The organism is Hyunsoonleella aquatilis, from assembly GCF_014270105.1.
GTDB classification, from domain to species: Bacteria; Bacteroidota; Bacteroidia; order Flavobacteriales; family Flavobacteriaceae; genus Jejuia; species Jejuia aquatilis.
In genome coordinates this window covers 110,086-123,037 of sequence record NZ_JACNMF010000003.1, presented here as the reverse complement: position 1 = coordinate 123,037, position 12,952 = coordinate 110,086, and the positions used below count along the sequence as shown (strand labels likewise).

The 12,952-nt window shown below is 39.8% G+C and carries 8 protein-coding genes; 4 read left to right on the top strand and 4 right to left on the bottom strand.

The features are described from left to right. Window positions 1–7: 7 nt before the first annotated feature. Genes H7U19_RS09455 through H7U19_RS09445 form a run of 3 tightly spaced genes read right to left on the bottom strand, consistent with a single transcriptional unit; the run spans window position 8 to window position 3,443 of the window. Entirely contained in the window at window positions 8–1,324 is a 1,317-nt protein-coding gene (locus tag H7U19_RS09455; protein ID WP_186561746.1) for a 4Fe-4S dicluster domain-containing protein, read from the bottom strand. A gap of 2 nt (window positions 1,325–1,326) precedes the next feature. Continuing rightward, window positions 1,327–2,265, bottom strand: a complete 939-nt coding sequence (locus H7U19_RS09450) for an MlaD family protein (protein ID WP_186561744.1) — start codon at window positions 2,263–2,265, stop codon at window positions 1,327–1,329. Between the two features lie 56 nt (window positions 2,266–2,321). Continuing rightward, window positions 2,322–3,443: an N-acetylmuramoyl-L-alanine amidase family protein gene (locus H7U19_RS09445; protein WP_186561742.1), complete on the bottom strand. Its 1,122-nt coding sequence runs from the start codon at window positions 3,441–3,443 to the stop codon at window positions 2,322–2,324. Window positions 3,444–3,613: 170 nt separating this feature from the next. Here H7U19_RS09445 and H7U19_RS09440 point away from each other — a divergent pair, with 170 nt between their 5' ends. Both H7U19_RS09440 and H7U19_RS09435 read left to right on the top strand, forming a co-directional pair. Continuing rightward, complete coding sequence (locus H7U19_RS09440) at window positions 3,614–6,391, top strand: putative LPS assembly protein LptD (protein WP_186561740.1); 2,778 nt, start codon at window positions 3,614–3,616, stop codon at window positions 6,389–6,391. A 61-nt stretch (window positions 6,392–6,452) separates the two neighbouring features. After that, window positions 6,453–6,842 (top strand): RidA family protein, encoded by a 390-nt coding sequence (locus H7U19_RS09435; protein ID WP_186561738.1) that lies wholly within the window; start codon window positions 6,453–6,455, stop codon window positions 6,840–6,842. On the opposite strand, the gene H7U19_RS09430 is transcribed toward H7U19_RS09435, so the two are convergent. After that, window positions 6,839–8,269, bottom strand: coding sequence for a response regulator (locus H7U19_RS09430; protein ID WP_186561736.1), 1,431 nt, complete (start codon window positions 8,267–8,269; stop codon window positions 6,839–6,841). The two genes, H7U19_RS09435 and H7U19_RS09430, sit on opposite strands and share 4 nt — an antisense overlap. 111 nt (window positions 8,270–8,380) lie before the next feature. Here H7U19_RS09430 and H7U19_RS09425 point away from each other — a divergent pair, with 111 nt between their 5' ends. Both H7U19_RS09425 and H7U19_RS09420 read left to right on the top strand, forming a co-directional pair. Then, a complete protein-coding gene (locus tag H7U19_RS09425) occupies window positions 8,381–9,421 on the top strand; it encodes a GMP reductase (RefSeq protein WP_186561734.1) in 1,041 nt (346 codons plus the stop codon). A 201-nt stretch (window positions 9,422–9,622) separates the two neighbouring features. Further along, entirely contained in the window at window positions 9,623–12,952 is a 3,330-nt protein-coding gene (locus H7U19_RS09420; protein WP_186561732.1) for a transglutaminase family protein, read from the top strand.

The window sequence follows — 12,952 nt, the reverse complement described above, 5'->3', positions numbered from 1 at the left end:
TTGTTAATTATTCATCCTTCCAGTTAAGGCGATCCATTTGATTGTATGGCCATGGCGCCCCATTGTTTTCAATGTTTTGCATCATATTGTTCAACTCTGATGGGGCAGCGCTTTGTTCCATCACCAGAAAACGGCGCATATCCAAAATAATCGAAAGTGGATTGATGCTTACAGGACATTCCTCTACACAAGCGTTACAAGTCGTGCAGGCCCAAAGCTCCTCATGTGTGATATAATCACCAAGCAATTGTTTGCCGTCATCCTTGAACTCACCATTATTGGTGTCGATGTTTTTGCCCACTTCTTCCAAACGGTCACGGGTGTCCATCATGATTTTTCGTGGGGATAATTTTTTACCAGTCAAATTTGCTGGGCATGCTGAAGTACATCGTCCGCACTCCGTACATGTATAGGCACTCAATAATTGAAACCTGTCTAAATCCATCACATCACTAGCTCCGAATTTGGCGGGAACTTCGTCTCCTGAAACATCTTCAGCAGGCGCGGCAAAAGGGTCTGCATTGGGGTCCATCATCAGCTTTACCTCATTGGTAACGGCCTCCAAATTATTGAACTGACCCTTTGGCTTTATTGGTGCCCAAAATGTATTTGGAAATGCCAACAGGATATGTAAATGCTTGGAAAAATAAAGGTAATTCAAGAACACTAAAATCCCCAAAATATGCAACCACCACGCGCCTCGTTCAATGATATGCAACGTAGTTTCGGGCAATCCGGAAAACAATGGTGCCAAGAATTGGCTTACCACATTACCCGATTCCATGCTTTGAAACTGTAAATCCGTGGCATTCATCACCAAAAACAGTGTCATCAAAACCATTTCAAAATACAGGATGTTATTGGCATCGTTCTTAGGCCAACTGGTCATTTCTTCTTTCCAAAAACGGGCAAGCCTAATCACATTTCTTCTGACCCAAAAGACGATAACTGCCATAAACACCAAAACCGCCAGTATTTCAAAACTTCCAATGAGAAAGCCGTAAAACGAAGTTGGCAATACACTCAGACCAATTCTATGGGTACCAAAGAGGCCGTCAATTATGATTTCCAAAACCTCTAGATTGATAATTATGAAACCAACATAAACAACAACATGAAGGAGTCCCGATATTGGTCGGCGCACCATTTTGCTTTGCCCCAAAGCGATGTTGATCATATTTTTCCAACGTTCGCTCCTATTATCACTAATATCTACCTTACGGCCCAGCTTTACGTTGCGGATAAGCTTTTTGACGTTTTTAGAGAAATAACCAATCCCGACGATAAGGGCAATGGCAAAAAGAATATTGGGTATGTAAGACATGCTTAATTGGTTTCTTCTTCGTAAGGTATTTCCTTTTTGGATAAAATTCGAAAGTAGCGTTTTGGATGTAGTTTTACGTCTCGCAATAATTCTTCTAATTCTTTTGACGCTCCTTTCAAGTTGATATATAATTCGTCATCATTCATTAATTTTCCTACAGACCCTTCGCCCTTATCGATTTTAGCTGTCAATGCGTTGAGATTTTGAATTGTGCCTTCCAGTTTATCGAAAGTTTCTTTTAAATTGATTTGGGACAATTGATCTGCAGTTTGCGAAAAATCATCAGTAATGGTTTCTAAATTAGAAAACGTTGAATTCAGCTTTGCCTCGTTATTTGCCAAGAGTTTATTTAATGTACTTGAAGCTCCATTAAAGTTCTTCATAGTCTCGTCCAATTGTGCAATGGCATCTCTCAAATTTGCTTTCGTTTTGGCATCAAAAACTTCGTTAACGTTGCCCAATAAGGAATCGGCCCCGACCATCATAATTTCAATTTTTTCCTGCAAAGGGGTTAAGCGCTGGTTTACTAATTCCGTTAGGCCAGCTTTAACACCACCTTGCAATACATCACCACTCGATGCTTTTTCAGCACCATCAAAAGCGGGAATAATGGCAATGGCCTTACCTCCAATTAAACCGGTTTCATAAAGTTCAGCCCTACTGTTTTTGGAAAACTCAAAATCGCTATCTACCACCATAGTCACCTTTAGCTTTCCCGAACCATCTTCTTTAAAATCGATGTGAGTCACTTTTCCAACACTTAGTCCATTAATTGTAACTGGAGTTGATGGCACAAGGCCTTCAACGTTTTCATATTCAGTGAAGAATGTATCGGAGGAACTGAGTATGTCCTCCCCTTTTAAGTAATTAAACCCGTAAATAAATAATGCGATGCCCACAAGAACGAGCACGCCTACTTTTACTTCTCTTGAAATTTTCAAAATGCTTTCTTTTGAAAACAAATTTAAAACAATTTTAGATAGGAACTATTGAATTCTTAATTAGAAGTAGAATTTAACACCTCTGCCAAAGGTACTTTTTTGTCGCCCTTGAAAGCCACCACAAAACTGGAGGCATACCCCTTGGATTTTGCAGTTTGCACCAAGTTCATAGCTTCATTATAATTGGAGGTGCTTCCGTAGTAATACTTATATAGATTATTCTCCTGAATACGAGAGATATTGTCCAATTGCTTAAAATTATACGGCTTGGGCATTAACTTTCTGGAACTGGCAGCAATTTGTACCTTAAAGGTTACATCTTTAAATGCTATTTCAGGAACCTCAGGAGTATGGGCATTTGTTTTATCATTAATAGTCTTAGTTGCATTGGCGCCCATATAATCGATGTACTTCTTCAAGGCTTTAAAAAGTGCCTTGGACATAACTACCTTGCCCTTTTTCGAATTAAGGAAGTCCTCCTCCTTTTTATGTGTTAAAAACCCGAGTTCCACCAAAACACTTGGCATATAGGTATAGGCCAAAACATATAAGCCTGCCTGCTTAACCCCTCTACTTTTTCTTTTGCCTGTTACTTTAAACTCAGTCTCTATGTAGTTTGCCAGCTCAATACTATTATCTAAATAATCTTCTTGAGCCATCATTAAACTGACTAGGGATTCGGGAGAACTTGGGTCAAACCCTTTGTAGGTTTCCTCATAATTATCTTCCAAATAAATCACAGAGTTCTCGCGTTTTGCAACTTCTAAATTTGCTGCATTTTTATGAATTCCCAACACAAAAGTCTCCGAGCCGTAAGCATTTCCCTTTCCACCTGGTTGGGCATTGCAGTGAATTGATATGAATAGATCCGCCTTCTTTTCATTGGCCAAAATAGCTCTATTATTCAAGGTTGGATATACATCCTTAGTCCTTGTGTACAATACTTTTACATTGGGCAAATGTTGCTTGATAAGCTTACCCACAGCCAGCGTTACGTCCAGGGCTATATCCTTTTCAGCTGTCTTATAACGTTTGGTACCCGGAGTTCCGGAATCCCTTCCTCCATGTCCTGCGTCTAGCACAACGATAAATTTATCATTGCTTTGAGCATTCAACAATCCAGCAAATGTTAAGACTATCAAAAAAGATACGAAATGCAATACTCTGTTCGTTTTCATGGGGTAAAAAATGGTTATTCTATTTTTGCACCATTTTAATTTGACATTTATTAAAAAAGGTTCAGTTTTTGATGCTGTTTGCCCTTTTAAACGTCATTGAAAATGGGTTTATTTTACTCGGAAATATTTCTACGGAAATATAAATCAATCCAAGAAAAATATATGTAATTTTGGCGTTTCAAAAACCGAGCCATACTTTTACAAAAATACATCTAAAAGCGTTGGGTACAAACAAGTTTAAAATACTTTTTGCATTGAGTTTTACAGTGTTTATCAACACGTTTGGCTACACTCAAGACATCCCAGAAAAGAAAAAAACTATCAAACCAAGCAGGGCAGATTCGGTAGCTGTAAAAATAGATAGTTTGATTACGCCACAGATCGTGAAAAACGCCGAACTTCCAGAGCCAGTTCAAGATACCATTGTAAACGATTCTATAAAACCGAAGAAAAAGGAGTTTTTGGATCATATCGTAACCTATAAAGCTCAAGACTATACATCCCTAAACCAGAAAAAACAGAAAATATACCTTTATAACCAAGCGGAGGTAACTTATGGAGATGTCAATATAAAATCCGGGGATATTACTATCAATTATAAAACCGATGAGGTTTATGCCAAAGGAATTGTAGATTCAACAGGAGCATACACCCAAGGTCCAGTTTTTACCCAGGGGAGCCAAATAGTCAAACCTGATTCGATTTTGTTTAACACGAAAACGCAAAAAGCGTTAATCTATAACAGCGTTACCGAACAGGAAGGTGGAACTGTAATTGCGGAAGTGACCAAAAAAGAAAACGACTCCGTATATTTTGTGAAAAGAGCAAAATACACTACTGCAGAAAACCTTGAGGACCCGGAGTATTATATCAAAATGACCAAGGCCAAAATTGTGCCAAAAAAGAAGATTATTACTGGTCCTGCGGGACTTTTTATTTATGATGTGCCCACGCCTATTTGGTTGCCATTTAGTTTCTTTCCGCAAACGGAAAAGCACACCTCTGGTATTTTGATGCCAACCTTTGGAGAACAGAACGAAAGAGGTTATTTTTTACAGAACGGTGGCTACTACTTCGCCATTAGCGACTTTGTTGATCTGGCCATAAGGGGCGATTATTACACTAATGGAAGTTACGGCCTTAGGGCCGAAAGCACCTACGCCTGGCGCTATAGGTTCAGGGGTAATTTCGCCTTTCGATTTGAAAACCTCATCACTAGTGAACGTGGTTTTCCAGACTATGCTATCAACAGGTTGTACAATCTGCGATGGTCGCATAGCCAGGACGCAAAGGCTAGTCCCAATTCGCGGTTTACTGCTTCGGTAAACCTCGGTAGTAGTTCATTTTACCGTGCCTCTATCAACCAAAATACAACAGGGAGTTTCTTGAACAACAACTTATCTTCCTCAATTTCATACTCCAAGACTTTTCAGGGAGAGCCTCAAGTAAATTTCAGCCTAACGGCAACGCATTCGCAAAACACCCAAACCGAGCAAATCGACATGACCCTGCCTACTTTTCAGGCGAGTGTTGGCCGGATATTTCCTTTTGCGCCTCGAACTGGAACCAAAAAAGGTATCATTCAAAATGTCAACTTTCAGTATAACGTAAGAGGTGAAAATAGAATTAGAACTACGGATTCGTTATTCTTCAAAAAGGAAATGTTTGATGATGCTAGGGCAGGCTTTCAGCACAACATTCCATTGAGTACAAATTTTAAGGTATTCAAGCATTTTAGTCTAACGGCAGCAACCAATTACAGTGAGGTTTGGACCTTTAACACCATTGACCGAAGTTTTGACCAAGAGGAACAGGAGGTCATTACGGACACTATTGGTGGATTTGATTCTTTCCGGACCTACAATTTCAGTACTAGTTTAGGAACTACGGTTTATGGGATGTTCAATTTCGAAAAGAAAGGTGAGGATCGAAAAATAAAGGCCATAAGACATGTAATGCGACCCTCAATTAGCTATAATATCAATCCGGCTTTTGATAAATATTATGATACTTACGAGGTAGTTAGTGCGGACGGATTAACTCGTGAGGATGTAGAGTTTACGCGCTTTGAACAATCCATTTTTGGTGTTCCGGGAAAGACGTTTTCAAGCTCGATGGGGATTTCTTTATCCAATAATTTTGAGGCCAAAGTTAGAGATAAGGATTCTACGGCCACAGAGCCTAAAAAGGTGATTCTTTTAAACAATCTCAACTTTTCGACTGCTTATAATTTTGCTGGTGACTCATTGCAATGGAGCCCGATCAGAATGACAGGCGGAACCCAGTTATTCGATAACAAGATGAGCGTTAACTTTAGTGCAACAATGGATCCGTACGCTTTGGATAATAACAACCAAAGAATTGACAAATTCAATATCGACAATGGCGGAAGTCTATTTAGACTTACCAATGCTAATTTAAACCTTAGCTACTCTCTATCCAGCAAAGACAATAAAAGCAAGAAAGGAGACAAGGACGACCCTGCTATTCAAGAAAACTTGTTAAACGGAGGGCGCGCAGACGACCTATTTGGACGGCCGGAAGATTTTGCAACCGACCGTTTTGACGCAAAAGAGGAGGACAAAAAGGAGGAAGACGACGAGTTCTACAACTTTAAGATTCCCTGGAGTTTGCGTTTGGCGTATGCCATTAATTATTCTAACCAAAGGAGGAACAACGAAATCTCATCACATTCCCTTATGTTTTCGGGAGATATTGAGCTCTCCCCAAAATGGTCGATAGGTGCTTCTTCAGGTTATGATTTAAAAAACCATGGATTTACCTTTACCCAATTGCGCTTTGAAAGGGATTTATTGAGTTGGCGAATGAATTTCAGTTGGGTTCCATTTAGCTCACGTAGTTCTTGGAATTTCTTTATTGGTATAAAATCTTCGCTGCTTCAAGACCTGAAATACGAAAAACGCAGACAGCCAGACCAGACGCTTTAAAATTTATTAGGGTATTTTCTTCATTTTTATTGCTATCTTTAAAACTACAATATGAGCACATATGAAAACCATAATTAATACAGACAATGCTCCCGCCCCACTTGGGCCATACAACCAAGCTGTTTTAACCGGAAATACGCTGTACATTTCTGGACAAATTTCTATAAACCCAGAAACCAACGAATTGGTTTTGAGCGATATAAAGAGTGAGACCCTTCAGGTTATGAAAAATCTAGGTGCTATTCTTGAAGCTGCGGATTTGACTTTTAACAATGTGGTGAAATCTTCAATTTTCATTAGCAATATGGATGATTTCGCGCCCATAAATGAAGTATACGGCAGTTTTTTTGACGATGCCAATGCGCCAGCAAGGGAAACCGTTCAGGTGGCTAAACTTCCTAAAGGGGTGAATGTAGAAATAAGTATGATTGCCTCTGTAATGGGCATTTAGGACACATTTTCTTTTTCGAGAGCATAACGCTTTAAGAGGTTTCGCAATTTTTGGTTGTCGATAGGTTTGGCCAAAAATTCATCTACACCCGAAGCCTTTGCATTTTCAATATCTTCTTCAAAAGCACTGGCAGAAACCGCAATGATCGGAATCTTATGCTTCGCGAATTTATCAGAGTTTTTTATAATCTTGGTAGCTTCATAGCCGTTCATTTTCGGCATGTAAATATCCATAAAAATCATATCGAAATCGATGACCTTATAGAGATTAACTGCATCCAAACCATTGGTTACAAAAGTACATTCAGCCCCTTGCTGTTCCAATAAAAACTTAATCACCTTTTGGTTCATTTTATTATCCTCGGCTACAAGCACGTTAAATCGATAATCAAACTTATTGAGCAAAATGGGGGTTTCCTCCGGAAGCTCTTGCTTCAAGTTCAAGGTTTTTTTCAATTGTAAACTAAAATAAAATGTAGAACCTTCGTTTTCCTTACTTTCCAATTTTAATTCGCCACCCATTAGCTCAACCAGCTTTTTAGTTACGGCCAACCCAATTCCAGAGCCCCGGTAGTGCTGTAAGGGCATAATATCACGTTCTTCCAAAGTACTAAAAGCATGCTCAACCTCGTGTCTCTTCATGCCCACGCCGGTGTCTTTTATATAAAAAGTAACCACCTGATGGTCGTCGTGAGTTACTGTATGGTCGATAGTCACCGCAATTTTCCCCGAATGGGTAAACTTTATGGCATTGTTGACCAAATTAATCAATACTTGTTGGATTTTGCCCAAATCGCCTAAAAGCAAAAATTTCGGCTTTTCCTCACCTGCAAAATTGTACTCGAACTCCAACCCTTTTTCCCATGCTTGGTATTCAAATATTTTTAACAATTTCGACAAATCAGACTCTATGTCGATCGTTGCTTGCTCCAATTCCAAATGGCCTTCAATGCCCTTGGAGTTATTCAATATCATATTAATAAGTTGCAACAAATGCTCTGAGGAGTATTCAGCAATTTCAACCTGCGCCCTCTGGTCTAAGTCCAAATCTGTATTTTTCAACATTCTTATCATCCCTAAAATAGTACTCAAGGGAATTCGAATTTCATGGCTCATATTTGCCAAGTAAATAGACTTATGCTCCGAAGTCTCCAAAGCTTTTTGGAGTTCTAATTCCAGTTCGTTTATCCTGTTATTAAGGTAGGATTCCACAACATCGCCTTCTATCTGGGAACGCAGATTATACAACAGTACCAAGACTGTAAAAACCAATAAAACAAAAAGTAGCAGAGAGAATGTAACTAGGTAGTAATCATCGCTGATCAATTTAGTACCCACAAAAAATAACACCCCTAGAAGGACAATTCCTAAAGCAGAAGCAATAGCAAGGACTTTAAACTCTTTTTTTGTCTTTGGGGGAAATGTCATTCTACAAGAAATAATTCGATAAAGATACGAAAGAATAATTATTAATATCTTGTAAACATAGTTACATAACCAAATTTATAATACATTTGAGATAGCCTAAAATACAAGGAAATGCGCATAGAATATGATATAAAATTAGGGTTTAAGGATGTGATGATTCGTCCGAAACGTTCCACTTTGAAAAGTAGAAAACGAGTAAGTTTGGTGAGGGAATTTAAATTTTTACACAGCTCGATACAATGGTCGGGTATTCCTATTATAGCGGCAAATATGGATACGGTCGGCACTTTTGAAATGGCGAAATCCCTTTCGGAAGATCAACTTATTACGGCTGTCCACAAACACTATAGTGTTAATGAATGGAATGCTTTTTTGAAGGATGCTCCAAAAGGCATAGAAAATTATATCGCTGTTAGTTCCGGGATAAGTGTAGAAGATGCTGATAAGCTTCATGAAATTTTTCAGGCGCACCCTAACCTAAAGTTTATCTGTATTGATGTGGCCAATGGCTATTCGGAGTATTTTGTAGAATTCGTAAAAGAAACAAGACGAAAATATCCCGAAAAAGTGATTATTGCCGGCAATGTAGTTACTGGCGAAATGGTGGAGGAACTGTTGCTTTCCGGCGCGGATATTGTAAAAGTGGGCATTGGCCCAGGCTCTGTTTGCACCACAAGGGTGAAAACCGGTGTCGGCTACCCCCAACTTTCGGCAATAATTGAATGTGCAGATGCGGCTCATGGCTTAGGTGGTCAAATAATAAGTGATGGAGGTTGTTCGTCTCCAGGGGATATTGCCAAGGCCTTTGGTGCCGGCGCAGACTTTGTGATGCTCGGCGGCATGCTGGCAGGCCATGATGAAAGCGGAGGTGAAACTTTTGAAAGGGACGGGATGCCCTATAAAAAATTCTATGGTATGAGTTCGTCTACGGCAATGGACAAACACTCAGGAGGTGTAGCAGATTATCGCGCCAGTGAGGGCAAAACTGTTGAGGTACCCTATCGTGGAAAAGTGGATGAGACTGTAAAAGACATTTTAGGGGGATTACGCAGTACCTGTACTTATGTTGGGGCTGCACGGTTGAAGGAACTGACAAAGCGCACCACGTTTATAAGGGTAAATGAACAGGAAAATAGGGTTTATAACTCATAAATGCGCAGATTCAACAAATTTTGCTTCCAGGAGATTGTAAAGTTTTTAAATATTAAATCTTTGATTTTTTAAAAAATCAAAATTCGTTAGGCATTCTTTTTAATCTCGCAATTCATCCTATTGCAGAGGATTATATTAGCATTTAATCATTTATTATTAGTATTTTTTCATGGATATTCGTGATCTGAAAACCACCAAACTATGGCACTGAAAATTGTAATTTCACATAAAACTTTGTACAAATATGATAGATTAGTTTCTTTATCACCTCATATTTTCAGATTAAGGCCGGCGCCGCATAGCCGCACACCAATCGAAGCGTATTCCATAAATATCAAGCCCGAAAAACATTTTTTCAATTGGCAACAGGACCCTTTTGGAAATTATTTGGCTCGGTTGACCTTTCCAGAAAAAACCAAAGAGCTTTCTATTGATGTCGAAATTATAGCAGATTTAAAAACCATTAATCCGTTTGATTTCTTTGTTGAAAAATATGCCGAAGACTATCCTTTTGAATATACCGAAACCACAAAAAAAGAATTATTGCCCTATTTAGAAATTACCGATAACGGGCCGTTGCTCAATAATTTTCTCAAAACCGTTGACCTTACACCGAGAAAGACCATTTTCTTTTTAATCGACATAAACAGAAAGATATATGAGTATTTGAATTACAGCATCAGACTCGACCCAGGTGTGCAACCTTGTGATGAAACTCTTCAAAAGAAAGTGGGTTCGTGCAGGGATTATGCTTGGTTATTTGTTCAGGTGATGCGCCATTTGGGCTTTGGTGCAAGATTTGTTTCGGGCTATTTGGTACAATTAAAATCTGATGAAAAATCACTAGATGGCCCATCAGGACCTGAGGAGGATTTTACAGATTTACATGCTTGGACTGAGGTTTACGTTCCCGGTGCGGGGTGGATCGGTTTTGATGCTACGTCTGGGTTACTTGCAGGTGAAGGCCATATACCTCTTGCATGTACGCCCTCTTTTGAAAGTGCGGCTCCAGTATCCGGTATGACTGATATTTGCGAAACGGAATTCTTCTTCGAAAACTCCGTTAAGCGTATATTTGAGTCGCCTCGCGTGACCAAACCTTATACAGAAGACCAATGGAATGCGATTTACAATTTAGGGTTCAAAGTGGATGAAGTTCTGGAAAAGGAAGACGTCAGGCTCACCATGGGTGGCGAACCCACCTTTGTGTCCATCGATGATATGGAATCCCCTGAATGGAATACCACTGCTGATGGTGAACACAAACGCGAATTGGCCAAAAACCTTTCAGGAAAACTTTATGATGAATTCGGAAAGGGAGGCGTATTACACCAAGCGCAGGGGAAATGGTATCCCGGCGAACCCCTACCCCGTTGGTCCATTGATATCTGTTGGCGTAAGGACGGCAAGCCAATTTGGAACAACAAAAACCTGTTATCTCTTTTCTCTGAACACAAAAAATTACCCAAGGGGTCGGATAGAAAATTCATAAAAACACTGACCAAATACTTGGGCGTATCAGATAAGTATGTAAAGCCCACCTATGAAGATAGCTTCTATTTTCTGTGGCAGGAAGGCCAAATGCCCGTGGACATCGACCCCACGAAAGAAGATGGTAATCTTTTGGTCAAAGAAAAACTTCAGAGCATTTTAAAAGATGGCACGACTAAGCCTATTGGCTACGTTATTCCATTGAATAATTCAGAAGGTATTTGGTATAGCTGTGATTGGAAATTCAGAAGAAAGCATGTGTTTTTAGTGCCCGGCAACTCTCCTGTGGGCCTAAGGCTACCTTTAAATTCTCTAATTCAAAAACCAAAGCAAAAGGAGTTCCCTGATTTTGAACCTGACCAATTTTACAGACAGGACGAACTTCCTGAATTTACAGAAGCTGTCGAAAAGCGGTTTCAAAAATTTATAAAGGAAAAGCCTGCGAAAAGCAAGTCTGAATTCTTTATTAGAACAGCACTTTGTGTTGAAGTCCGCGACGACACATTACATATTTTCCTTCCGCCATTGGACGCCATCGAATATTATTTGGACCTCGTTGCCTCCATTGAAGCCACTTCAATAGAATTAAATATTCCAGTGGTTTTTGAAGGTTATGATGCGCCTTTTGACAATCGTGTGCAATCCTTAAAAATCACACCCGATCCAGGGGTAATAGAGGTAAACGTGCAACCTTCTAAAAGCTGGAATGAATTAACAAATAATACCCTCAAGCTTTACAAACACGCCAAATTATCCCGGCTTGGAACCGAAAAATTTATGGTGGACGGAAAACATACAGGTACCGGTGGTGGTAACCACGTAACCCTTGGTGGTATTACCCCAGCCGATAGCCCTCTATTGCGTAAGCCCAGTTTGTTGAGAAGTTTGTTGACCTTTTGGCAGCATCATCCGGGGTTGTCCTATTTATTTTCTGGTGCGTTTATCGGCCCCACAAGTCAGGCACCCCGTATCGATGAGGCCCGAATAGAAAATTTATATGAATTGGAAATAGCCTTCAGCAAAATACCAAAGAACGGAGAAGTTCCGTTTTGGCTCACCGATAGATTGTTTAGGCACTTATTGACCGATTTGACCGGCAACACGCATCGTGCGGAATTCTGTATTGATAAACTATATTCCCCCGATTCCTCTTCTGGACGACTGGGGATTTTGGAGCTTCGCGCATTTGACATGCCCCCGCATGCCCAAATGAGCTTGATGCAAAACCTTTTAGTCCGTACTTTGGTTGCCTGGTTCTGGAAAACCCCCTACGAACACGATTTGGTGCGTTGGGGTTCTGAGTTGCACGATAAATTCCTGATCGAACATTTTGTAAGAGATGATATTAACGATGTGGTAAAACAAATCAACAAGGCAGGGTTTGCGTTCAAAGAGGATTGGTTCAACCCGTTTTTTGAGTTTAGATTCCCGTTATACGGGATGGTAAATATTGGCGGGATGGAATTGGAACTGCGGGCGGCGATAGAACCATGGAATGTCTTAGGTGAAGAAATGAGTGACAGTGGCACTGCGCGGTACGTAGATTCTTCATTAGAACGCGTGCAAATAAAGGTTTTCAATTTTATCAATGAAAGATATGTTGTAACTTGTAATGGTGTAAAGGTTCCCTTAAGGTCAACCGGAGTTAAAGGTGAATATGTGGCTGGAGTTAGGTATAAGGCATGGAATCCTTATTCCGCTATGCATCCTACAATTGGAGTTCATGCGCCTTTGGTGTTTGATGTAGTAGACACATGGAATAAAAGGTCTATAGGTGGTTTCACTTATTTTGTTTCCCATCCAGGAGGGCGTTCTTACGAGTCATTCCCAGTGAATAGCCTGGAAGCCGAATCTAGAAGAATCAACCGGTTTTGGAGTTTTAATCACACGCAAGGCGATATTGTCCAAGAGAATGGAGATACTATCAACAAAAAAGAATATCAAACTATTAAAAAACAAATCAATCCTAAAAAATTCAAGTATAAGGAACTTCCAATTAGTGAGGAATTTCCTGTAACACTTGATTTAAGAAAAGCATAA

Excerpts from the sequence above, each read along its gene's own strand:
- H7U19_RS09455 (WP_186561746.1), bottom strand. The coding sequence starts at position 1,324 with ATGTCTTACATACCCAATATTCTTTTTGCCATTGCCCTTATCGTCGGG.
- H7U19_RS09445 (WP_186561742.1), bottom strand. The coding sequence starts at position 3,443 with ATGAAAACGAACAGAGTATTGCATTTCGTATCTTTTTTGATAGTCTTA.
- H7U19_RS09435 (WP_186561738.1), top strand. The coding sequence starts at position 6,453 with ATGAAAACCATAATTAATACAGACAATGCTCCCGCCCCACTTGGGCCA.
- H7U19_RS09430 (WP_186561736.1), bottom strand. The coding sequence starts at position 8,269 with ATGACATTTCCCCCAAAGACAAAAAAAGAGTTTAAAGTCCTTGCTATT.
- H7U19_RS09425 (WP_186561734.1), top strand. The coding sequence starts at position 8,381 with ATGCGCATAGAATATGATATAAAATTAGGGTTTAAGGATGTGATGATT.
- H7U19_RS09420 (WP_186561732.1), top strand. The coding sequence starts at position 9,623 with ATGGCACTGAAAATTGTAATTTCACATAAAACTTTGTACAAATATGAT.